Here is a 23,276-nt window from a genome sequence, read left to right on the forward strand (position 1 = left end):
TGAGTACAGGCTCACATTGCCTTAACTCCTCCTATGACACCATCATAGTGGGAGTTAATTATTTAGTTAATGGTCTTTTTTTTAAGTGTCCTTGACATGGGGTCCACTTTATAACGACAAATATAATGCGTGATGTTTGTGTTAAACTGACGACCAGTAAATCTGCACGCTTATTCTCTTCAGCCATCACCAGCATTTGACTTAACGCCCCTGGTATAACACTGAGTACCGCTGTTTCTTCATTAACTGCCGCAATTTTACGAAAGCCATACGACACAATCAACGCTAAGGCGAGTGTCAGGACATTTACAATGACAATAGAAAGCCAATGACTTTGAATATCTGCAATCACTTGTCGTGTGAAACTGGAACCGATTTGTACACCTAACATGATGAGTCCTAATTCACTTAACCATGACGGCCACTGAACTTCTCTTTTTAACCCTTTAACAACGATTAAACTTCCCAATATTGGCCCGAACATCCACGGTAAAATGATATGACAGCGCCATAGTAGCCATCCACAAAGCAGTGACACGCCTAACACTAACAAATTATTAAGCGTATTATTTTTTTGCACACCATTCCACCTCCCTAACGACTGTTGCTGTTGTATTTATATTTATCATATCAAAGATTCAACAATAGTATAAAAAATTGAAATACGATTCATTACTATCAATGGTATCACAAAAAAGCCACGCAAATCACCAGCACGATTGAGCGTTATTTACGACTCAATATAGCTTTGATTTACGTGGTGTATCAATATTTTTATTTAGTTGCTACTCTGCTTAATGCAACATCGAAAGCGTCAATCGTTTTTTCAATATCCGCTTTTGTATGTGACGTTGATAAGAACATCCCTTCAAATTGAGATGGTGGTAAAAAGATACCTTGCTCTGTTAGTTCTCGATACATTTCACCGAACAACTTCAAGTCTGAACGGTTTGCTTCTTCAAAGTTTGTTACAGGTCCTTCATTAATAAAGAAACCAATCATTGAACCAGCACGGTTAACTGTTAGTGGGACGTTGTGTTTTGCAAAAACTTCTTTTAATCCCGCTTCAAGCATATCGCCTAATTCATTAAAGTACGTGTAACTTTCAGGTGTTAATTGGCTTAATGTCCAATAGCCACTCGTCATCGCAAGTGGATTTCCTGATAATGTACCCGCTTGATAAATATCGCCACTAGGTGCAATGCGGTCCATAATTTCTTTCTTACCGCCAAATGCCCCAACAGGCAGTCCGCCACCGATGACTTTACCAAGACACGTTAAGTCTGGTGTAACATCAAAGTAGCCTTGTGCACAATTGTAACCAACACGGAAGCCTGTCATGACTTCATCGAATATTAATAATGCGCCGTACTCATTTGTGATGTCTCTTAAGCCCTGTAAAAAGTTATTAATCGGTGGTACGACACCCATATTACCAGCTACTGGTTCAACAATAATCGCTGCAATATCATCGCCGAATTGTTCAAAAGCATAGCGTACAGCTTCTAAATTGTTGTAAGGGACTGTAATCGTATTTTTAGCAATGCCTTCTGGTACACCCGGTGAATCAGGTAAGCCTAATGTTGCGACGCCTGAACCCGCTTTAATTAACAGCGAATCACTGTGACCGTGGTAGTTCCCTTCAAACTTAATAATTTTATTTTTGCCCGTATAACCACGTGCTAATCTTAAAGTATCAAGTGTTGCTTCTGTACCTGATGATACCATTCTCACTTTTTCAATAGACGGCACACGTTCAATAACAAGTTCTGCCAATCGATTTTCTTCAAGTGTGGATGCGCCAAAGCTTGTACCACGGCCTAAAACATCATGAAGCTCACTGATAACTTTTTCATTGCGATGCCCTAAAATAAGTGGTCCCCAACTTAGGACGTAATCAATGTATTCATTACCGTCAATATCATAAATGCGACTACCATTACCACTTTCCATAAAAATAGCCGGTGTATCTACCGCTTTGAACGCACGAACAGGGCTATTCACCCCACCAGGCATTAACTGCTCTGCTTTTTCAAATGCTTTAATTGATTTGTTATAACGCAACTCCATCAACTCCTATGTTTTATTGATCTAAATAACGACAAATATCTTTCGCAAAGTAAGTGATGATCATATCGGCGCCTGCACGCTTCATTGAAATCATTTGTTCCATAACAATACGTTCTTCATCAATCCAGCCGTTCTGTGCAGCTGCTTTTGTCATACTGTATTCGCCACTGACATTGTATGCAACGATTGGAATATTACTGTTGTTACGCACATCGCGAATAATATCAAGATAGCTCAATGCCGGTTTTACGATCATCATATCAGCACCTTCAGCTAAATCACTTTCCAGCTCACGTAACGCTTCTAAGCGATTGGCTGGATCCATTTGATACGTTTTGCGATCACCGAATGATGGTGCAGATTCTGCCGCATCACGGAATGGGCCATAAAAGCTCGATGCGTATTTAATACCGTAACTCATAATTGGAATATTTTGGAATCCAGCTTCATCTAATCCTTGACGAATTGCTGCTACAAAGCCATCCATCATATTACTTGGTGCAATAATATCTGCACCTGCTTTCGCTTGAGATACAGCTGTTTTCACTAATAATGGTAATGTCTCATCATTATCAACATCATGTGTATGTTCATCAATCAAACCACAATGTCCGTGATCTGTATACTCACATAGACATGTATCCGCTAAAATTAGCAAGTCGTCATACATCGATTTAGCGATTTTAGTTGCACGTTGAATCACACCGTCGTCAACAAACGCCCCTGTGCCACACGCATCTTTTTCATTTGGGATACCGAAAAACATCATCGCACGAATCCCTAAATCATATGCTGCTTGAATTTCTTCATGTAATAAATTCAAACTGATTTGGTAAATACCAGGGAGTGATTTAATTTCTTCTTTCACGCCGTCACGCTCTACAACAAAGATCGGATAGATTAAATCTTCTTTTCTAACGTGCGTTTCTCGAACCATACTTCTCATCGTATTAGATGAACGTAAACGTCTATGTCTATCAAAATTCATAAATTAGAACCCCTTTTCCAATATTTTGTCAATCATCGCATCAAGTGTTTGTGTGTCTGCTACGATACCTTCATAACCGTATTCAGCCAATATTTTTTGTGTGGGTACACCAATGACATGCAGTGTTTGACATTGAATGTTCTGGTAGCGGTCAAACAAAGCACGTACAGCCGACGAACTCGCAAATGTTATTGCATCTATTTTATGCGATAAGGTCATATCATAAACAGCTTTGACAGATGCTTCATTTACTACCACATCATACAAATCTATTTTTTCGACCTGATACCCTCGATTGCCGAGTTCTTTCGCAAGTTTCGGTCTTGCTTGTGCACTAGATGGCAATAAAATGGACGCATGCGGTTCTATAACAAATTGTGCTAAAAACCCTTCTTGTGAAAAATCATCAGGAACAAAATCAACATCAATCCCCTGTTCTTCACAAAATTCACGCGTTTTTATACCAATCGCTGCAATTTTACCCACCTGTACGTCTTGTAAATACGGTATAAAATATTTAACCGCATTTTTAGATGAAAAAACGAGCCAATCATATGTACGCTCTAATAATTGCTGATCAAACGGACATTTTACCGTTTCAAGCAATGGTATATGATAAATATTGACTTGGCTATTTTGATACGGTTGTGTTTGCGTCATAATTACAGTCGGTTTCATTACGACCACTCCTAACTAATGCGTATCACTCAATGCTTCAATAATCTCATATGCACCTTGTCGTTTCAATTCATCACTTACACGTTGTCCAACTTCCACAGGATTTGTACCTGTTGCAGTATGTTGAAAACGCTGTTGTCCATCTGGCGACATAATCAAGCCAGTAAAGTGAATTCGTTGGTCTTCGCCAATGACTGCATGACCGCCAATTGGTACTTGGCAGCTACCGTCCATTTCTTTTAAAAATGTACGTTCTGCTGTCACACAACTCGCCACTTCCTTGTTGTGTACTTTCGCTAATAAATCTAGTAACTCTGTATCATCGGCACGACATTCAATCCCTAACGCACCTTGACCTATCGCAGGGATTAATAAATCATCATCCAAATATTGCGTCACAATATCTTCAGACCAGCCCATACGTTTCAGACCAGCAGCCGCTAAAATAATTGCATCGTAATCTTCTTCTTGTAACTTTTTAAGACGTGTATCAATATTACCTCGAATCCATTTGATTTCTAAATTCGGGTAATGTGCGAGAATTTGTGCACCACGTCTCAAAGAACTTGTCCCGATAATGCTGCCGTCTGGCAAATCTTTTAGTGCGACATGATTTTTAGCGATATACGCATCGTATGGATTTTCACGATCTGGAATGCAACCAAGTGTTAAACCGTCTGGTAATACGCTTGGAACATCTTTTAACGAATGAATCGCCATATCAATCTCTTTACTGAAGAGTTCGTTTTGAATCTCTTTCACAAATAAGCCTTTGCCGCCTACTTTAGACAGTTGACGATCGACGATTTGATCGCCTTTCGTGACAATTTCTTTAATTTCAATGTCCAAATCAGGTTGAACCGCTTTGAGACGTTCAATAAATTGGCGACTCTGTGTCAAAGCAAGTTGACTTCTTCTCGAGCCTACTACTAGTTTACGCATATAACGAACCTCCATTGATAGTGTGTTATACTCCCGTCCATTGGTGGAATGAAGAGAGTTGTGTGACCACGATTAAATTGATCATACAACATAAAAACAACATGATATTAACATAGATTAAAAATTGTTGCTTAAACCTTTGTGTCACTCGCATCGTTAAATACGCAATGTAACTCAAAATAATAAAAAAGGATGAAATAACTTTTGCGTCGACAAAGATTTGTGTCCCTATTGAGAAAATACCCCATTGCACACCTAAAACAAGGCTTACAAATAAGGTAATTACACCGACTAACGTACAATAAAAAACCGTTTTTTCGAGCGTTGCGACACTACTGATTCTAAAATAATTTTGGTTAAAGCGCTTTAATTTTAAATTGCGATATTGTACGAGATATAAAATGGCATTCACGAACGCAATCGCAAAGATGACGTAGCTTAACAAGGCGAGTGAAATATGCACGACGAGTAACTCGTTCATTACCGATAGCCGCGCGCCTTTTAAACTAAACTGATACGGATGAAATGTGTGAATGAGCATAAAGATAAAGCCTAGCATCGTTAACAAGACAATCATCATATCAGACATGCGGAAAACGGCACATACAAAGGTCAACGTTAAAATAAGCCATGTTAATACATAAAAACTTTCAATAATCGATGTCAACGGCAATTGCCCACGCCAGATGACATACATAGTTAAAGAGATTGTTTGCATAACCCAAACAATCCCTAATACATAAAAACCGATATTTTGAAGGCGATAATTCTTTTGAAATAAGTCAATGGTCAAACATAAGACGCATATAAAATATAACAAAACGATCGCTTCATGAAATCTTACAAAAAAAGCTTCTACCATCGGCATCACCTATCTTTAAGAATCAAAACTTAGAAGACGTTGCTTTAAAATACGCTTTTTGTTTTCTACAGCTTCTTGTTGATAGTTCATATTGACATCAAGATCAAAAATCTCTTGAAATAACTGTAATTTAGCGGCTGCTTGGTGATCGTCACTAATTTCTTTCGCTTGTTTGATAGGTTGTTTGAGCATTTGATTAATAATGCTTTTCGTATGCTTAGAAACGACTTTACGCTCACGCTCTGACAAGTGTGGCAACTTGCGATCAATGCTCGCCATCGTTTCTTGTTGAATCGCCATCGCTTGTTCTCTTAAAGCACGGATGACTGGCACAACACCGAGCATGCGTACCCATTCATTATGCTTATCAATCTCGGCAGGAATGCGTTCAGCAATCGCTTCTGCAGCTAAACGACGTTCTCTAATATTGGCATCTACTAACCCTTTCAAATCATCCACATCGTAAATGAATATCTCCATATCATGTGACTCAAAAGGTTCAATATCACGCGGTACTGCTATATCAACTAAAACAATTTGCGATGTTTTTTTAGTAACTGCTTGGCGCATTTCAAGCATATCTTTCGTAATAACAAACTGATCAGCACTCGTTGAACTAATTACAATATCGACTTGTGTTAATAGTTCAGGCAACGCTGACATTGGCGCTGCTTGAATTTGATGTTTGTCTGCCAATGCTTGTGCACGAGATTCCGTGCGATTTAATACTGTAATATCTGTGACGTTCGCACCTTTCAAATTCAATACAGAGAGTTCTCCCATCTCGCCGGCACCAATGACAAGCGCACGTTTTTTGTTCAACTTGCCAAACATTTTTTTAGCGAGTTCAACCGCCGCATATGACACACTAATTGCGTTATCTGCAATGTCTGTTTCATGATGTGCTTTTTTACTAAACGTAATCGCTTGTTTAAACAACTCATTAAAAATTGTACCGGTTGTTTGCGCTGCTTGTGCAGTTAAGAATGCATCGCGCATTTGCCCTAAAATTTGTGTTTCACCAAGGACGATAGAATCTAAGCCCGTTGTCACTTTAAATAAGTGTTCGATTGCTTCGTCCCCCACCTTTACTTCAGTCATTGTTTTAATGTCTTCTACATCAAAATTAAACTGTCTAGCTAAAAAGCGTTGAATATAATAACGACCCGTGTGTATTTGATCAACAACTGCATAAACTTCTGTTCTATTACATGTTGATAAAATGACATTTTCTAAAATCGACTTTGTTTCAAATAATGTCTCATGTACACGCATCATATCTGTATCTTGAAATGTGAGCTTTTCGCGTAATGTCACATCAGCTGTTCGATGATTTACACTCACTGCAATAAAATACATGATCATGTCCCCCCATAAACTACAATAAAATCATTATAACATATAAAGAACATACACAATTTTAATTAAAACTTGATTCCGTTGATAATAGTTATTATTGTCTACATTTTAGTCAAATTTCGTTTATTCTGTTTCCTCTGCCCCAATAAAAGCGTCAATTGTTGACCAAATTTCTGGTTGCTTATTTTTAGAAAGTGACGAATAACTGATGATTTTATCAGTAGGATCCATATCTAAATCTTGTTTAATACGTTTAATATGTTTTTGGACTTTTCCTTTTGGCACTTTGTCTTCTTTTGTTGCAACGATCAATGTAGGAATCTCAAAGTGTTTTAAGTAATCATACATTAAAATATCGTCTTCCGTTGGTGGATGTCTTAAATCGACAAGTTGAATCACTAACTTTAATTCTTCTCTTGTCGTCAAATACATCTCAATCATTTTACCAAACGCTTCACGTTGCTTTTTGCTTACCTTTGCATAACCATAGCCCGGTACATCAACAAAAATAAGTTGTTCATCAATGTTATAAAAATTAAGCGTTTGTGTTTTACCAGGTTGTTGAGACGTACGCGCCATATTTTTACGGCCAATCATACTATTGATAAACGTTGACTTACCAACATTTGAGCGACCACTCAGTGCGACTTCTGGCAACCCCATCTCTGGATATTGTTCCTTCTTGACCGCACTAATGATAAGCTCAACATGATTCGGGTTAATCTTCATGACAGTTCTCCTTTTTCTTAAATATCGCTGATACATATATATTTTATCGTTTGTTTTTTTGTATGAACAGCAAAAAAAGCTTAAGACGTGCAAATTACAGCATCTTAAGCTTTCGTCTATTATGCAGATGTTTTACTATTGTTCAACAATTGACCATCTTGATCATAAAGTTCTGGCGCTGTTTCATTAATGATTGTTTCTCTCGTGATAACAACCTTAGTCACATCCTCAGTTGAAGGAATGTCGAACATAATATCAATCAACGCTTCTTCTATAATTGAACGTAAACCACGTGCACCTGTTTTACGCTCAATCGCTTTTTCACTAATCGCTGATAATGCGTCATCTGTAAATTCCAACGCCACATCATCTAACTCTAACATTTTTGTATATTGCTTCACTAACGCATTTTTCGGTTGTGTCAAAATGTTTTTAAGCGCAGCAATATCTAATGTTTCTAAGTTTGCAACGATTGGTACACGTCCGATAAACTCTGGAATTAAACCATACGTTTGTAAATCTTCTGGACGAATATGCTCTAACAAGCTTGTTTCATCATATTTTGATAATTCATTGCTCGCAAAACCAATAACTTTTTCACCTAAACGACGCTTGATAACTTCTTCAATACCATCAAACGCACCACCTAAGATGAATAAAATATTGGTTGTATCAATTTGAATGAATTCTTGGTTTGGATGCTTACGTCCACCTTGTGGCGGTACGCTTGCTGTTGTCCCTTCAAGAATTTTTAATAACGCTTGTTGGACACCTTCACCAGATACATCACGTGTAATAGATGTATTTTCTGATTTACGTGCAATCTTATCAATCTCATCGACATAAATAATACCCTTTTCGGCTTTATCAATATCGAAATCAGCTGCTTGAATTAAACGTAATAAAATATTCTCAACATCTTCACCTACATAACCAGCTTCTGTTAAGCTTGTCGCATCTGCAATGGCAAATGGCACATTTAATGTACGTGCAAGTGTTTGCGCTAATAATGTTTTACCGCTACCTGTTGGACCAATTAAGGCAACATTACTTTTTTGAAGTTCAACGTCATCATCTTTAGGTCCGAGTTGGTTAATACGTTTATAGTGATTGTAAACCGCCACGGCTAAAGACTTTTTAGCCTTTTCTTGACCGATGACATAATTGTTCAATTCGTCCATAATTTCTTTCGGTGTTGGTAACTCAGTTAATTCTTCTGTTTCTGCTTGATTAAGTTCTTCTTCTACAATCTCTGAACATAATTCAATACATTCATTACAAATATAAACACCACTACCTGCCACTAATTTTTTGACTTGGTCTTGGTCTTTGCCACAGAAAGAACATTTTAAGTTTTCTTCGTCTTCATTGAATTTAAACATACTGTATTACACCCCTATCCTCTACGACTATACTAGAAAGCATTTTATTATGCAATTGTTCATACTTTCAAGTTTTTTGCATAAAACAATGAAAGCGGGATAGAAATCTATGAAAGTCATTAGATTTCTTAATCCCGCTCTGGTCAGTATGATTATTGCTAGAAAGCACAATTGGTGCAATCAGCTACTGCCAGCATTGTCTTATCATCTGGAAAGTTTGACTTTATCCAATTAGACTTATGCTTCTTCGCTATCTTTTGGTGCATCAACTAATTTAGCTTCAGATACTAACAAGTCGATTACTTTACGAACACGAACGTCGTTTTTAATTAGGTCAGAGTTACCTAATGTCTTTTTAATATCTTCAACTGAGATATTAAATTGTTCGCTCATTTTTTGTAATTCGTTGTCAACATCTTCATCAGTTGCTTCGATATTTTCAGCTTTTGCAATGGCATCTAATGTTAAGTTTGTTTTCACACGTTGCTCAGCGTCATCTTTCATTTGCTCACGCACTTGGTCTTCATCTTGACCTGAAATTTCAAAGTATGTTTTCAAGTCTAAACCTTGTTGTTGCATGTTTTGTGCAAATTCTTGAAGCATGCGGTCTTGTTCAGACTTAATCATTGCTTCTGGAATATCAATTGTTGCATTGTCTGCAGCTTTGATGACAGCTTCTTCTTTTTGTAAGTTTTCAGCGTCGTTTTGTTTCGCTTCTTCTAATTGTTTGCGAACATTCGCTTTGTATGCATCTACGTTTTCAGCGTCTGCATCTAATTCACTTGCTAATTCGTCATCTAAAGTTGGTACTTCTTTAGATTTGATTTCGTTAATTTTAACTTTGAATGTTGCAGGTTTACCTGCTAATTCATTTGCGTGGTATTCTTCAGGGAAAGTCACTTCAACGTCTTTTTCGCCGCCTACTGTTAATCCTACTAATTGTTCTTCAAATCCTGGAATGAATGAACCTGAACCAACTTCTAAGTCGTAACCTTCAGCTTGACCACCTTCGAATTGTTCACCGTCAACATAACCATCGAAGTCTAAGTTAACTGTGTCGCCTTCTACAACTTCACCGTCTTCTTTAACGACCATATCAGCCATTGCTTCAAGACGTTGGTTGATTGCATCTTCAACCATTTCGTCAGTTACTGTTGTGTCTTGTTTTTCAATTTCAAGACCTTTGTAGTCGCCAAGTTTCACTTCAGGTTCTACTGTTACAGTTGCTTCAAAGATAAAGTCTTTACCTTTTTCTAATTGTTTGATGTCAATTTCAGGTTGTGCAACTGGGTTAATACCCGTTTCATCAATTGCATCGCTATATGCTGGTTGTAATAAAATATCAAGCGCATCTTGGTATAAGCTTTCCACACCGAAACGTTGTTCGAAAATTGGACGTGGTACTTTACCTTTACGGAAACCAGGTACATTAATATTTTTTACTACTTTTTTGAAAGCTTGGTTTAATGCTTCATCTACTTTTTTAGCAGGTACAGTTACTTCAAGTAACCCTTCGTTACCTTCTTTTTTTTCCCATGTTGCTGTCATGTATAAAAACCTCCATGAAATCCATTTTTAAAATTTTTCAACTTCTTTATTATAACATAGCTAAGTCCTGTTTCAAGTGGGCTTGCTATGTATTTAATAATTTAATAAAATCCATAACCGTCGCCTCTGCTGAATATGTTGGCGGTAACCCCATCATTTCTTCAAAGTACACGAAGTACGTTTCAATCCATGTCTGATCATCTGCAATTTGTGTCGTATCAATGGGATACATTGCAACGTTATGACTATTAAGATGAACATGTGCTTCTCGTACGAGCGAAGGATATTCAGTTTCAAGCAGTTCAATGACTTGTGGCACAATGACCGTTACAAAGTGTGTCTCTTCAAAGCCTACTAACTCTGAAGGTACAATGTCAAACTGCTTGCCATACATTTCACACTGAATGCTTTGATTGTAACGAGCAAATCGCAAATATTCAAGCATTAAACTTTGTAACTTGGTACGGATATGCGCATTTGTCATCAAATAAGCAATCGAATCAGCAAAATGATAAGCACTGTCGTCAATCAGAGATAAGATCAGTTCTGTTTGTTGCGGTGCAGATAGCTGTTCAAATTGTTGTATTTGTTGTTGCATCACTTCTTGACGTTCCTGTAATTGACGCTTCGCTTGATCTTTTATTGGAAGCAAGATCATTCGTGTCTCATGGCTTTGCGTTTGATCCAGCACTGCTTCAACGATAGAAACGACTGATTGATATTGTTCCAACGCATAGAGACTTTTCACGTGGTATATCATCAATTCATCTTGAAAGCTATATTCTTGTTTGATCATAATATGCGTTTCTTCTCTTAACTCCAAATATGCTTCAAGTTCCCATAATACTTGACATTTAAGCAGCGCGAGCGCATCTGTTAATTCAAAGTGCTTTTCATACACCATAAACGCATCATATGCTACTTCATAACGGTCGCTGTCAATGGCTTGCTTAATATCCGCACATAGCTTTTCTTGTAGTTTCGGAAACGGGATTATTTCTGACATTCATATCACCTAGTTCCATTTTTCAAGTATGAGCGCACTCCATGATTCAAATTTTGATAAATCATCAATTGTGTCGACAGGTTGCCAATGAATGGATAACGTATCCGTTTCACGAACTTCAACCTGTGCTTTACGTACTTTGATTTTAAATACGACACCAATGTGGACGCGGCCTACTTCATTGTTATCGTCATTAATAAAGCCGATATGTGTAAGTCCGTCTGTTTCGTCAACAGTTAAGCCGACTTCTTCTAACAACTCACGACTTGCATTTTCTTGTATAACCACCATAATATCTTCTTGACCCGGTACATCATTCATATGACCACCAACACCGATTGATGCAAGACCGTGTAGGCGTGCCTCTCCACCACCTGATAAGCGCTGATATACAAGAATGTCGCCATCTTCATTTTCCAAGATACAATATGAAATCAATTGTTTAAATGAAGGATCTTCTTCCATATCCCCGCGACGTTTCACTTCATATTGACTGAGCGTTTTTAAGATGGCTTCACTTTTCACATCATCATGCGATAAAAACCCATTAAATGCATTACTTTCGTTATCAAATAAAATATTTCTAGCAACTACAGTGATTTGTTCATCAAATTTAGACATAATAAACTCCTTTATGACTCGATTATCCATATCGTACCAAACGATGTGGGTACAAGCCAAGTAAAATATAAAACGCTTCCCATATAAAATAAATGTTGGAATAAAAGCGCTTAGAATATAATCCGTCACGCCCCTAACTCTTCATCGTTCTATTGGAGAGCCTACTGAACATTCTATATTTCAAAGACTACCATCGATACTGATTGATATATTCCTACTACTTCATAGCTGTCTAATCATCACGTACGACAACACTACGATAAAACCAATACGCCCTTTGTAAAACGCATTTCCTTTGGACGCCTACTACGATTTACTCTCTTATTTAAGGAAAGTCACCACTATCTCTCAGCCCCCGAAGTGCGAAGTTTTGCCGAGAATCCTGCTTTGCGAACACTGACAATAGAAATTTACCAGTTTATTGAAACACATTTTCCAAACAGCTACTACAATCTACAAACTTCTACGCATCTTAGTTGAGACCATTATAACTATCCTAACCTAGAAAGAATTCTTGCCAAAAGAAAAGAGCTGGTTGTCTATTGAATAAACAAACCAACTCTGCATAGATTATTATTTTAAAGCGTCTTTCGCTTTGTTTACTAATTCAGCAAATGCATTTTCGTCAGCGATTGCGATTTCAGAAAGCATTTTACGGTTAATGTCGATACCAGCTAATTTTAAGCCGTTCATTAAACGTGAGTAGCTCATGTCATGTTGACGTGCAGCTGCATTGATACGTGTGATCCATAATTTACGGAAGTCACGTTTTCTTTGACGACGGTCACGGAATGAATATTGACCTGATTTCATAACTTGTTGTTTTGCTACTTTATATAAAGTGCTTTTTGCACCGAAGTAACCTTTAGCTAATTTGATTGTCTTTTTACGACGCGCTCTTGTTACTGTTCCACCTTTTACACGTGGCATAATAAATTCCTCCTCATAATCTCTTTCATATGCACTTTTGGCATACTTAGACGTTTATATATTCGTTCGATTAATTTTTATGATTATTTAACGTATGTTAATAATTGTCTTACGCGTTTTGCATCACTCTTAGAAACAAGTGCCGCTTTACGAAGTTTACGTTTTTGTTTAGTAGACTTGTTAGCGAATAAGTGTGAAGTATAAGCTCTAGAACGTTTTAATTTCCCACTTCCAGTTCTTTTAACACGTTTCGCTGCTCCGCGGTGAGTTTTCATTTTAGGCATGATTAATTTCCTCCTATTGTCATTGTTTATTTTTCGTTAATTGGGGCCAACATAAGAAACATTTGGCGACCTTCCATTTTAGGTTTTTGCTCAACTGTTGCAATATCTTTGCATTCGTCAGCAAAATTCTCTAAAACGCGTTGACCAATTTCTTTATGCGTGATTGCGCGCCCTCTGAAACGAATAGAAACTTTCACTTTGTCACCTTTTGTTAAGAATTTTCTACCGTTTTTAAGTTTTGTATTGAAGTCATGTTCTTCAATTGTAGGACTTAAACGGATTTCTTTAACATTGATGACTTTTTGTTTCTTCTTCATTTCTTTTTCTTTTTTCTGTTGCTCGAACTTGTATTTACCGTAATCCATGATACGAGCAACAGGTGGTTTTGCATTAGGGGCAACGATTACAACGTCTAAGTTGAGTCGCTCTGCCATTTCTAATGCTTCTTGCTTCGATTTGATACCAAGCTGGTCACCGTTTTGACCGATAACACGTAGCTCTCTAGCGCGAATCTTTTCGTTAACTTGCGTTTGATCCTTAGCTATGGTTGACACCTCCAAAAATTTTACGAATGGTCCAAGCACGAAAAAAAGCGGGGATGTACTCCCCGCTTCTAACGTTAACATGAACAAACTCACATGTTTATATCGTTAACCTGCCAACTGCTTGATGCGTCGCTACAGGTGAGAAGCGGGTTGCTTCTACTTGGTCCGTTTCGTATTCAACAGATATAATCATACCAAGTTGTTATCTATTAGTCAACATATTTATGAAAGTTTTTTTCGTCCATTGTTACATCTTGACTCAAGTTCACTTTGTCCAATGGAATCATTTTCGTTTTATATCTTAATTTATGATATAGGAAGAAGAATAAGAATACTGGAATACCCATATAAGTGATAAAGAATCGTTTCGGATCAAAACCGCCACCTTGGATAAACTCAACATCTTGTCCGATAATAACGATAATACATAAAATCAAAGCAAGTATCGGTCCGAACGGGAACCATTTTGCTTGATATTTCAATTTTGATACATCGTAATTTTGTGCTGCAAATGCTTTACGGAAGCGATAGTGACTAATCGCAATACCGAGCCATGCAATAAAGCCTGTCAAACCACTTGCTGCAACGATATATTCATATGCATTACCGCTCACTTGTTGCACGATAAAGATAAATACAACAACAGCGGCAGTTGATAACATCGCAATCCACGGTGTACCATTACGATTTGTTCTACTAAATGGTTTTGCCGCTAAGCCATCACGACTCATTGAGTAAAGCATACGCGTACTTGCATACATACCAGAGTTACCGGCTGACAATACAGATGTCAAAATAACGGCATTCATAAATGACGCTGCGAATGCTAAACCTGCATTTTTAAATACTAACGTAAATGGTGATGTCGCAATATCTTCGCCCCCACCCATCAATGCAGGATGGTTATAAGGAATTAACATACCGATAATAAAGATAGCAAAAATGTAAAATAGTAAAATACGCCAGAATACTTGTTTAATCGCTTTTGGCACAGCACGTTCAGGGTTCTCTGACTCACCCGCCGTAATCCCGACAAGTTCTGTTCCTTGGAATGAGAAACCTGCGATTAAGAATACACCGAAAATAACGAGTAAACTACCACCTGTACCTTCTCCTAAAATCGGTGCGTCCCCTTGTGTAAATACATCAAATCCGACTGCAGGTCCGCCCATAATTCCAACGATTGTCAATAAACCTACAATAATAAACACGATAACCGTTGCCACTTTAATAAACGCGAACCAATATTCACTTTCACCATATACTTGAACAGAGAGTGCATTCAGACTGAAAATAATTGCCATGAACACGCAGCTCCATACCCATGCTGGTAAAAATTGCAATGGCTCCCAATATTCAATGACATGTGCAGCAATGGTTACATCGGCAGCAACTGTAATAACCCAGTTAAACCAATAGTTCCAACCTAGCGCAAAGCCGAGTGATGGATCCACGAAGCGTGTCGCATATGTACTAAATGAACCAGTAACTGGTAAATATGTCGCCATTTCACCTAAAGATGTCATTAAGAAAAACACCATAATACCGATAATAGCATAGCCAAGCAACGCCCCTAACGGCCCCGCATCGTGGATTGCACCTCCCGATGTCATAAACAAGCCTGTTCCAATTGCACCACCAATGGCGATCATCGAAATATGACGATCTTTCAGGTGGCGTTGCACACCATTATCTGTTCGCACTTTTTCGTTACTCATTGTCCCTTCCTTTCCTTCACCTAGAGGTCAATCTTCAAATAACACATTAATGACTTTACTTCTAAATAAACGAAATAAAGGCTACATCAACGTGGATGTAACCTTTACTTTATCTACAACAAATAAGTAGCACATCACGTTTGTGACAGTCTAGCACCTTTCGATCACTAGCCCAACAAGTTATCTGGATGACGATAACTCGCTTCGGCATTTTTACCTTTAACTTGTTCAACATACGCATCATCTCTGCTTCTGACAAGCGACTCATTAAAAATGCAACCTCTAACTAAATTGAATATTAATATTTGAATTACATAACAGTATACAGCATCAAACTGTACTCTGCAATGTTATCTTTGTTTTTTTAGACGAATTTCGTCGACAAGACGCCATACGAAATCTTCTGCTTCCATTGTTTCTTGATCTTTTGAACCGTATTGACGCACGTTAACTTCATGATTTTCAACTTCTTTATCCCCTACAACGAGTTGATAAGGAATTTTTTTCATTTGTGCTTCACGGATTTTGTAACCCATTTTTTCATTACGGTCGTCAATGTTTACTCGAACACCTTGTGATTTTAATGTGTCGTGAATTTCACGTGCATAATCATAGTGTAAGTCCACATTAACCGGAATAATCTCAACTTGTTGTGGTGCTAACCATGTTGGGAAGGCACCTTTTGTTTCTTCAGTTAAGAATGCGACGAAACGTTCCATTGTTGATACAACACCACGGTGAATGACAACTGGTTGATGGTGTTCGCCATCTTGTCCGATATATGTGAGTTCGAATTTTTTCGGTAATAAGAAGTCAAGTTGTGCTGTAGACAATGTTTCTTCTTTACCCATTGCTGTTTTCACTTGGACGTCAAGTTTTGGACCGTAGAATGCCGCTTCACCGATGGCTTCTTCGTATTCAAGTCCAAACTCATCAACCGCTTCTTTTAACATTGATTCAGCTTTATTCCACATATCATCATCATCGAAGTATTTTTCTTTATCTTCTGGATCACGATAGCTCAAACGGAATTTGTAGTCTTTGAAACCAAAGTCTTCGTATACATTGAGAATCATTTCAACAACGCGTTTGAATTCTTCTTTGATTTGATCTGGACGAACAAAGATATGTGCATCGTTTAACGTCATACCGCGGACACGTTGTAACCCTGATACCGCACCACTTGCTTCATAACGGTGCATTGTACCTAATTCAGCGATACGAATTGGTAACTCACGGTATGAGTGTGGTTTGTTTGCATAAACCATCATATGGTGCGGACAGTTCATTGGACGTAATACCATTGCTTCATCTGCATCCAGTTGCATTGCTGGGAACATATCATCTTGGTAGTGATCCCAGTGGCCAGACGTTTTATAAAGTTCCACGTTCGCTAATACTGGTGTATACACGTGGTCATAGCCTAACGCCACTTCTTTATCCACGATGTAACGCTCAATTTCACGACGGATTGTGGCACCATTTGGCAACCATAAAGGTAAACCCGCACCGACTAATTGGTTGTTTGTGAAAAGTTCCATATCTTTACCGATACGACGGTGGTCACGTTCTTTACGCTCTTCTAACATTTTTAAGTGTGCTTTTAAATCTTTTTTATCGAAAAATGCTGTACCGTAAATACGTTGTAACATTTTGTTGTTACTGTCGCCACGCCAATACGCACCTGCTGTTGATAATAATTTAAATTCTTTAATTTTCGCAGTTGATGGCACGTGTACACCACGACATAAGTCTGTAAATTCGCCTTGTGTGTAGAGCGTCACATTTTCATCTTCTGGAATTGCATCGATTAATTCAAGCTTGTATTCATCGTCTTTGAAGAATGCTTTTGCTTCATCGCGAGAAACAACTTTACGCTCGATTTTATGATTTTCATCCTCGATTTGTTTCATCGTTTTTTCAATTTTTTCAAAGTCATCGCTTGAAACTTTTTCAGGCATGTCAAAGTCATAGTAGAAGCCGCCTTCAATGACTGGGCCAACACCAAACTTCACATCGCCATATAAACGTTTTAACGCTTGTGCCATTAAATGCGCTGTTGAGTGACGCAATACTTCTAGCGCTTCGTCACTACCCGGTGTAATAATTTCAATTTCTCCATCTACTTCAAGTGGACGTGTTAAATCAACCATCTCACCATTATATTTACCAGCTACTGCTTTTTTGCGTAGTCCCGGACTGATTGATTGTGCAATTTCTTCAGTTGTAATCCCTTTGTCAAACGCCTTGCTGTTACCATCTGGAAAGCGTACATTAATTTGTGTCATAGTTCTCCTCCTAATCATTATCTCAGTTAACCCGGCAAATCGAACTGCATCTCTTTGTTGAAAAAGCGGCATATGGTGCGTTCAAACAAAATAAAAAGACCCCATCCCAACAAAGGGACGAGGTCATCGCGATACCACCCTAAATTCGTTACACAACAAAATGTGCAACATCTCTACGTAAGATAACGGTCTTGAGCCGAGTGTTCATTACAAACACTATCTATCAGAGGGAGTAACATCATGCCGCATTAACTGCACTCTCATCACCGGCAGCTTTCTGTATAATTTAAACATCATGTCATATCCTCGAATTGGTTAACAATATGAATTTATCTCTATTATAACGCTATTTTTCATTTTTTCAATGGTTTCTATAATTTTCGCCTTCTAATTTATAAGGCTTAGATAACGTTTTGACACGCGCCATAATTCGCTGTGCTTTCGTCCACTCTACACCATTTTTCGTACGTGCTAAATGTTCTTCCAATTGATCAAAATCTAAGTTGGAGCTAAAAAATGTCGGCATTTCTTGAATCATACGATAATGCAATATCGGGCCGAGTACTTCATCACGCACCCACGGCGTCATATCTTCTGCACCAATGTCATCAAGTATCAGCACTTTTGCATTACGAATTTGTTCAATACGTTTTGCTGTCGAACCATCTTTAAATCCATTTTTCAACAAGCGAATAAACTCTGGGACGTAAATAATCGTCGTCGGCACATGATGATCCTTTAATTCATTTGCAATCGCACCGAGAATAAAAGACTTACCCGTACCGAGTGCACCATACAAGTAGAACCCTTTTACACTTTTTTCTGCAACAATGTCATCTATTAATGCTTTGAACTGCATTGCAAGCTCCAGTCGATTACGTCTATCCATATGCACATCTTCTAACTTCGCATTTAATGTATCTGGATGCATATGAAACGATGTGATCATACTATTCGCAATACGTGCTTCATCATGGCGAATCTTACACGGACATGGATTGTAACGAATTTTAATGCGATTGTGTTCAATATATAGCTCTGGAATATGCCCTTTCACAAAGTTGGGGCAGTTTTCATAGGTGTGATTATCTGTATAGTGCTTTTGTTGATCCCTGTACTCCTGCAAAATATTCAAATCATTCTCAATCATCGCATTCGTCACTTCTGCTTGATGCGCTTCTAAAAACGCTTTAACATCCGGATCTTTAATCACATCCTGCTTAATCTTCTCGATACGCTTTTGGATCGCATCATTAGATCCCATTATTTGATTAAATGATTTCATGACTCGTCACCCGCCTTTCGACTTTTTTTCAATTCATTCAAGAAAGCATTGACGTCACGTTCTAACGCCTCTGGATCTTCTTCTTTCGATTCAAATTCTTCTGGATGCGTCATCCAACGTGGTTTTTCTTCATAAACCGGGCCATTAGAATAATGTTGTTGGCGTTGTGGCTGATGTCTTTTTTCTTGCGCACGTGTTTCATTACGTTGCGTGTCCATCGCTTTTTCATATGCTGTTTTCGCATCGACAACACCGCTCTTTTTCCACGTAGATGCAACGGCATAGACATATTTTTCAGGCAAACTATTATCAATTTTTTGCATAACATACTGCAACAAAACATTAATTACGCCAAAGCTAAAGCCTTCACGTTCCATCAGTTCCTCAATCATACGCTTTTGATAAAGTGGAGGTTCAGATCCGCCATAAGACGTTAACATCACAACCGGACTCGTATTGTCCATTAAGTTGTACCAGTCATCCCAATTTTCAACGACCACTCCGTCATTATCTGCTTCATCAAGTGAATGTTCCGCTGTACTTGATTTTGTTTGTTGAAGCGTTGGTAATGTTTGCTGGTTTTTAACTAAAAAGTGTGACTGCGCTTGTTTCCGTAAATCAAGCAATGACAAGCTTTGATCACTATTAAGCGATTTTAAAATTAACGTTTTCATTTCGTCAGGTGGAATACGATAAAGTGTCGCTAGTTGCACAATTAAAGTACGTGTCGGTCCAGTTAAAATATCTTTACTAATATAATGTGTTTGCAACATATCTGCTAACAAGTCAAAATCAAACGAGATGTCTGTCAGATCCACACCATTATATGTGGTTTCTGCAAGCCCTTCTTCACGTGTATGAAGCGTTTGTTTTGGCACTTTAAAAACATCAGTAAACTTTTTCGTTACATCCATAAAGCCTGTTAAATCAGGTTGTGGTATCACAAAATGAGATTTCAGCTGATGATAACGTTGTTGACCGACCACTTGATAAAAGTAAATCGATAGCATCGGATCATTAAAAAAGTCATGTGCACTTGGTGGTGGTAACAGTTGGTACACAAACTGCGTCGTGTCATCAGCATGGCGAACACGTGTCTTCACAAGACCAATACCTTCTAATAAATCCATATGCTCTCGAAACTTAATCAAATTGATTTTCAGTTCAGACATTAATGTATAATGCGTCAAACCATCTTCAAACGTACTATGACTAAATTGATTTAAAAATTGATAAATCCCAATCGGTTCTGCACCAATTAATGGGATAAATAAACGCCCTAATATATCATCATGTATCGCTTGATGATGAAATTGTCGAACAACACAAAAGCCATCATGTGGCCGTAATTGGTTATGATGCATAGATAACGACATCAAGATTCACTCCGCTTATTTTCTTTCAAAATTCCTTGCATGGACTCTAATAATTGATCAACATCTTTAAACTCTCTATAAACCGATGCAAATCGCACATACGATACTTGATCCACTTGCATTAATAAATCCATGACATATTCTCCTACATCACGTGATGATACTTCCGCAATACCCGCTTCACGCAATTGCCATTCTACTTTGTTTGTAATTTCTTCTAACTGTTGAAAACGAACTGGACGTTTTTCACATGAACGCACCAGACCGTTGATAATTTTTTCTCGATTAAATTGTTCGCGTGTCCCGTCCTTTTTAACGACAATTAACGGGCTCATCTCTATATGCTCAAAAGTAGTGAAACGTGTACCACATTGGTCGCACTCACGTCTTCTTCTGATGGCATTTGTATCTTCCGCATGTCTCGAATCGACAACACGAGACTGAGTATGATTACATTTTGGACATTTCACGACTTTGTCACCTTCTTAACAAGAATTTTGTTTCATTATACTATAAACATTGAGATAGCAAAAGCTAGAGGAATGTTAGAGGGTACGAGCCAATCGTTTAGAGTTTGAACATCGAAAAAATAGCATTTCAGATATGTAGTATTATGAATTTCTGTCGAGAATACAAAAACTACGAGGTGTTATGTAAATGACCGTACATATATGATGACAAACAGCACGCATAAACTGTATACATACACATCCAAAATAACAATAGAAAAAGGCTGAATACCTGAATCAGTGTTCAAGTTTCAGCCTTTAATTGCGTTATTTATAAGATCATTAATTATTTAATTTTTTCAGCGATTAATTGTAATACGTCAACAACGCGGTTTGAGTAACCCCATTCATTGTCGTACCAAGCTAATACTTTTACTTTATTATCTCCCATCACAATTGTTGATGGTGCATCAATAATTGCAGAGTGTGGGTTTGTCATAAAGTCGTCTGATACAAGTGGTACGTCAACAGTTTCAACGACACCATCAAGATCATTTTTTCGGAATAGTTCATTCACTTGTTCTTTTGTGACAGATTGTTTTAAATCAACAACTAAGTCAACAAGTGACACATTTTTAGTTGGAACGCGTAATGCCATACCATGTAATTTACCTTCTAATTCAGGCAATACGAGTGCGAGTGCTTTTGCAGCGCCTGTTGAAGTTGGAATAATGCTTTCAAAAGCTGCACGTGCACGACGTAAATCTTTATGTGGGTTGTCTAAGTTGTTTTGGTCGTTTGTGACCGCATGAACAGTTGTCATTAAACCATTGACAATACCAAACTTGTCATTTAATAATTTCGCAACTGGTGCTAAACAGTTTGTCGTACAAGATGCATTACTGAAAACTTCATATTTATCAACGTCGATGTCTTTGTCGTTAACACCTTTAACGATTGTTTGAACGTCGCCACCTTTTGATGGTCCTGTTAAGATGACTTTTTTCGCGCCTGCTTTAATATGCGCAATTGCTTTATCTCCATGATTAAACTTACCTGTTGCTTCTACAACAATATCAATGCCTAAGTCTTTCCATGGTAAATTTTCTGGATTTCGGTCTGACGTAAGTTGAATTTCTTTACCATCCACTTTAATACCATTTTCAGTTGCTTCAACTGGTTTGTTGAACAATCCGTGTGTTGTATCATACTTAATAAGGTGGGCAATTGTTTCAGGTGGGTAACTTGCGTTAATTGCTACTACCTCAATGTCCTCATTATTTAATGCAATACGTAAAACCATACGGCCGATACGACCTAATCCATTAATTGCAATCTTTGTCGTCATGTTAAAAAGCACTCCTTAAAAATGTGTTATACTTATATTCATGAGTATAACATATTATTAAATAAATGAAACCGTTTTCCTTATAATTTTTACTTATAGCATATAATTCGATTGTTGAATGTATAATTATTTGCGTTTAAAAGTAAGCTAAATCTTAAAATTTGTAAATTGTTTCATTGTGCCATACTGATATAAAAAAACGCACGCCAATTCGATTAATAAATTGACGTACGTTTGTCTATTCTATGCTTCTTCTGTTGCCGAGTATGGTGCTAAAAAGCCTTTGTGAATCAAAAGTTGCTCCACATTTTGCTTAAGTTCTAGTGTCGTGCCTAAATTATCAATGACGACATCCGCCATTCTACTCTTCTTGTCGATTGAGATTTGGCTATAAACACGTGCTTTCGCATCTTCAATTGATAAGTCATTACGTGCCATCAAACGATCCACTTGAATCGATTCTGAGGCATACACAAGCCATACTTCATCGACCGTATCTTCCAACTTGTTTTCATATAACAACGGAATATCCATAATGACATTGTGCCCTTCTGCTAAATACTGTTCTTTTTCAGCATCCATAATCTCGCGTACTTTTGGGTGTACAATGGCATTTAACTTTTCACGCAATGCACTGTCATAAAATATTTGTTCGCCGACATAAGCACGATCCATTTCGCCTGTTTCAGTAATTGCCGCTTCACCAAACACTTCTCTTACTTGTTGTAATCCTTCAGAATCCTTTTCAACGGCTTTACGTGCGGCAATATCCGCATCAACAATTTTAAAACCATGTGCTGACAATAATTGCGCAACAGTTGATTTACCTGTCGCAATTCCACCTGTTAATCCTATTACTTTTGGCATA

General features: G+C 37.8%; 21 protein-coding genes, 1 pseudogene, 1 riboswitch and 1 other annotated feature. All 22 genes and pseudogenes read right to left on the bottom strand.

All coding sequences use genetic code 11. From position 1 onward, the window contains the following. Positions 1 to 109: 109 nt before the first annotated feature. Positions 110 to 580, bottom strand: a pseudogene (locus tag TP70_RS10200) (AbrB family transcriptional regulator); the annotation flags it as partial. A 194-nt stretch (positions 581 to 774) separates the two neighbouring features. Next, positions 775 to 2,064, bottom strand: a complete 1,290-nt coding sequence (gene hemL, locus TP70_RS10205; protein WP_044361454.1) for a glutamate-1-semialdehyde 2,1-aminomutase — start codon at positions 2,062 to 2,064, stop codon at positions 775 to 777. A 19-nt stretch (positions 2,065 to 2,083) separates the two neighbouring features. Further along, on the bottom strand, positions 2,084 to 3,058 hold the full coding sequence (hemB, locus tag TP70_RS10210; protein WP_044361455.1) for a porphobilinogen synthase: 975 nt from the start codon (positions 3,056 to 3,058) through the stop codon (positions 2,084 to 2,086). Between the two features lie 3 nt (positions 3,059 to 3,061). Continuing rightward, positions 3,062 to 3,736, bottom strand: coding sequence for a uroporphyrinogen-III synthase (locus TP70_RS10215; protein WP_044361456.1), 675 nt, complete (start codon positions 3,734 to 3,736; stop codon positions 3,062 to 3,064). Between the two features lie 15 nt (positions 3,737 to 3,751). Continuing rightward, entirely contained in the window at positions 3,752 to 4,678 is a 927-nt protein-coding gene (hemC, locus tag TP70_RS10220; RefSeq protein WP_044361457.1) for a hydroxymethylbilane synthase, read from the bottom strand. 25 nt (positions 4,679 to 4,703) lie between these two features. Then, positions 4,704 to 5,540 carry a cytochrome c biogenesis protein CcsA gene (gene ccsA, locus TP70_RS10225; RefSeq protein ID WP_044361458.1) on the bottom strand — a complete coding sequence of 279 codons (837 nt, stop codon included), beginning with the start codon at positions 5,538 to 5,540 and terminating at the stop codon, positions 4,704 to 4,706. A gap of 15 nt (positions 5,541 to 5,555) precedes the next feature. Further along, the gene (hemA, locus tag TP70_RS10230; RefSeq protein ID WP_044361459.1) at positions 5,556 to 6,899 is read right to left on the bottom strand and encodes a glutamyl-tRNA reductase; all 1,344 of its coding nucleotides are present in this window, start codon (positions 6,897 to 6,899) and stop codon (positions 5,556 to 5,558) included. A gap of 123 nt (positions 6,900 to 7,022) precedes the next feature. After that, on the bottom strand, positions 7,023 to 7,628 hold the full coding sequence (yihA, locus tag TP70_RS10235) for a ribosome biogenesis GTP-binding protein YihA/YsxC (RefSeq protein WP_044361460.1): 606 nt from the start codon (positions 7,626 to 7,628) through the stop codon (positions 7,023 to 7,025). 119 nt (positions 7,629 to 7,747) lie between these two features. Beyond that, the gene (gene clpX, locus TP70_RS10240; protein ID WP_044361461.1) at positions 7,748 to 9,010 is read right to left on the bottom strand and encodes an ATP-dependent Clp protease ATP-binding subunit ClpX; all 1,263 of its coding nucleotides are present in this window, start codon (positions 9,008 to 9,010) and stop codon (positions 7,748 to 7,750) included. Positions 9,011 to 9,247: 237 nt separating this feature from the next. Further along, complete coding sequence (gene tig, locus TP70_RS10245; protein ID WP_044361462.1) at positions 9,248 to 10,558, bottom strand: trigger factor; 1,311 nt, start codon at positions 10,556 to 10,558, stop codon at positions 9,248 to 9,250. Between the two features lie 85 nt (positions 10,559 to 10,643). Beyond that, positions 10,644 to 11,564 (bottom strand): hypothetical protein, encoded by a 921-nt coding sequence (locus TP70_RS10250; RefSeq protein ID WP_044361463.1) that lies wholly within the window; start codon positions 11,562 to 11,564, stop codon positions 10,644 to 10,646. 9 nt (positions 11,565 to 11,573) lie between these two features. Then, positions 11,574 to 12,185: an NUDIX domain-containing protein gene (locus TP70_RS10255; RefSeq protein WP_044361464.1), complete on the bottom strand. Its 612-nt coding sequence runs from the start codon at positions 12,183 to 12,185 to the stop codon at positions 11,574 to 11,576. Positions 12,186 to 12,758: 573 nt separating this feature from the next. Continuing rightward, complete coding sequence (gene rplT / locus TP70_RS10260) at positions 12,759 to 13,115, bottom strand: 50S ribosomal protein L20 (protein WP_044361465.1); 357 nt, start codon at positions 13,113 to 13,115, stop codon at positions 12,759 to 12,761. Positions 13,116 to 13,198: 83 nt separating this feature from the next. Continuing rightward, positions 13,199 to 13,399: a 50S ribosomal protein L35 gene (rpmI, locus tag TP70_RS10265; protein ID WP_044361466.1), complete on the bottom strand. Its 201-nt coding sequence runs from the start codon at positions 13,397 to 13,399 to the stop codon at positions 13,199 to 13,201. A gap of 26 nt (positions 13,400 to 13,425) precedes the next feature. After that, positions 13,426 to 13,953 (bottom strand): translation initiation factor IF-3, encoded by a 528-nt coding sequence (infC, locus tag TP70_RS10270; protein ID WP_044361505.1) that lies wholly within the window; start codon positions 13,951 to 13,953, stop codon positions 13,426 to 13,428. A 24-nt stretch (positions 13,954 to 13,977) separates the two neighbouring features. Continuing rightward, positions 13,978 to 14,112: a sequence feature (ribosomal protein L20 leader region), on the bottom strand. 41 nt (positions 14,113 to 14,153) lie between these two features. After that, positions 14,154 to 15,662: an amino acid permease gene (locus tag TP70_RS10275; RefSeq protein WP_044361467.1), complete on the bottom strand. Its 1,509-nt coding sequence runs from the start codon at positions 15,660 to 15,662 to the stop codon at positions 14,154 to 14,156. A gap of 119 nt (positions 15,663 to 15,781) precedes the next feature. After that, positions 15,782 to 15,955: riboswitch (Lysine riboswitch) on the bottom strand. 57 nt (positions 15,956 to 16,012) lie between these two features. Next, on the bottom strand, positions 16,013 to 17,950 hold the full coding sequence (gene thrS / locus TP70_RS10280; protein WP_044361468.1) for a threonine--tRNA ligase: 1,938 nt from the start codon (positions 17,948 to 17,950) through the stop codon (positions 16,013 to 16,015). A gap of 361 nt (positions 17,951 to 18,311) precedes the next feature. Then, a complete protein-coding gene (dnaI, locus tag TP70_RS10285; protein ID WP_044361469.1) occupies positions 18,312 to 19,235 on the bottom strand; it encodes a primosomal protein DnaI in 924 nt (307 codons plus the stop codon). Further along, positions 19,232 to 20,611, bottom strand: coding sequence for a replication initiation and membrane attachment family protein (locus TP70_RS10290; RefSeq protein WP_044361470.1), 1,380 nt, complete (start codon positions 20,609 to 20,611; stop codon positions 19,232 to 19,234). The genes dnaI and TP70_RS10290 overlap by 4 nt, the downstream gene beginning before the upstream one ends. After that, positions 20,611 to 21,081, bottom strand: a complete 471-nt coding sequence (gene nrdR, locus TP70_RS10295) for a transcriptional regulator NrdR (RefSeq protein WP_044361471.1) — start codon at positions 21,079 to 21,081, stop codon at positions 20,611 to 20,613. The genes TP70_RS10290 and nrdR overlap by 1 nt, the downstream gene beginning before the upstream one ends. 325 nt (positions 21,082 to 21,406) lie before the next feature. Continuing rightward, entirely contained in the window at positions 21,407 to 22,408 is a 1,002-nt protein-coding gene (locus TP70_RS10300) for a glyceraldehyde-3-phosphate dehydrogenase (protein ID WP_044361472.1), read from the bottom strand. A gap of 243 nt (positions 22,409 to 22,651) precedes the next feature. Continuing rightward, positions 22,652 to 23,275, bottom strand: coding sequence for a dephospho-CoA kinase (gene coaE / locus TP70_RS10305; protein WP_044361473.1), 624 nt, complete (start codon positions 23,273 to 23,275; stop codon positions 22,652 to 22,654). Position 23,276 lies beyond the last annotated feature (1 nt).

Source organism: Staphylococcus microti, assembly GCF_000934465.1.
GTDB classification, from domain to species: domain Bacteria; phylum Bacillota; class Bacilli; order Staphylococcales; family Staphylococcaceae; genus Staphylococcus; species Staphylococcus microti.

Excerpts from the sequence above, each read along its gene's own strand:
- hemB (WP_044361455.1), bottom strand. The coding sequence starts at position 3,058 with ATGAATTTTGATAGACATAGACGTTTACGTTCATCTAATACGATGAGA.
- TP70_RS10215 (WP_044361456.1), bottom strand. The coding sequence starts at position 3,736 with ATGAAACCGACTGTAATTATGACGCAAACACAACCGTATCAAAATAGC.
- hemC (WP_044361457.1), bottom strand. The coding sequence starts at position 4,678 with ATGCGTAAACTAGTAGTAGGCTCGAGAAGAAGTCAACTTGCTTTGACA.
- ccsA (WP_044361458.1), bottom strand. The coding sequence starts at position 5,540 with ATGGTAGAAGCTTTTTTTGTAAGATTTCATGAAGCGATCGTTTTGTTA.
- hemA (WP_044361459.1), bottom strand. The coding sequence starts at position 6,899 with ATGTATTTTATTGCAGTGAGTGTAAATCATCGAACAGCTGATGTGACA.
- yihA (WP_044361460.1), bottom strand. The coding sequence starts at position 7,628 with ATGAAGATTAACCCGAATCATGTTGAGCTTATCATTAGTGCGGTCAAG.
- clpX (WP_044361461.1), bottom strand. The coding sequence starts at position 9,010 with ATGTTTAAATTCAATGAAGACGAAGAAAACTTAAAATGTTCTTTCTGT.
- tig (WP_044361462.1), bottom strand. The coding sequence starts at position 10,558 with ATGACAGCAACATGGGAAAAAAAAGAAGGTAACGAAGGGTTACTTGAA.
- TP70_RS10250 (WP_044361463.1), bottom strand. The coding sequence starts at position 11,564 with ATGTCAGAAATAATCCCGTTTCCGAAACTACAAGAAAAGCTATGTGCG.
- TP70_RS10255 (WP_044361464.1), bottom strand. The coding sequence starts at position 12,185 with ATGTCTAAATTTGATGAACAAATCACTGTAGTTGCTAGAAATATTTTA.
- rplT (WP_044361465.1), bottom strand. The coding sequence starts at position 13,115 with ATGCCACGTGTAAAAGGTGGAACAGTAACAAGAGCGCGTCGTAAAAAG.
- rpmI (WP_044361466.1), bottom strand. The coding sequence starts at position 13,399 with ATGCCTAAAATGAAAACTCACCGCGGAGCAGCGAAACGTGTTAAAAGA.
- TP70_RS10275 (WP_044361467.1), bottom strand. The coding sequence starts at position 15,662 with ATGAGTAACGAAAAAGTGCGAACAGATAATGGTGTGCAACGCCACCTG.
- thrS (WP_044361468.1), bottom strand. The coding sequence starts at position 17,950 with ATGACACAAATTAATGTACGCTTTCCAGATGGTAACAGCAAGGCGTTT.
- dnaI (WP_044361469.1), bottom strand. The coding sequence starts at position 19,235 with ATGAAATCATTTAATCAAATAATGGGATCTAATGATGCGATCCAAAAG.
- TP70_RS10290 (WP_044361470.1), bottom strand. The coding sequence starts at position 20,611 with ATGTCGTTATCTATGCATCATAACCAATTACGGCCACATGATGGCTTT.
- TP70_RS10300 (WP_044361472.1), bottom strand. The coding sequence starts at position 22,408 with ATGACGACAAAGATTGCAATTAATGGATTAGGTCGTATCGGCCGTATG.
- coaE (WP_044361473.1), bottom strand. The coding sequence starts at position 23,275 with ATGCCAAAAGTAATAGGATTAACAGGTGGAATTGCGACAGGTAAATCA.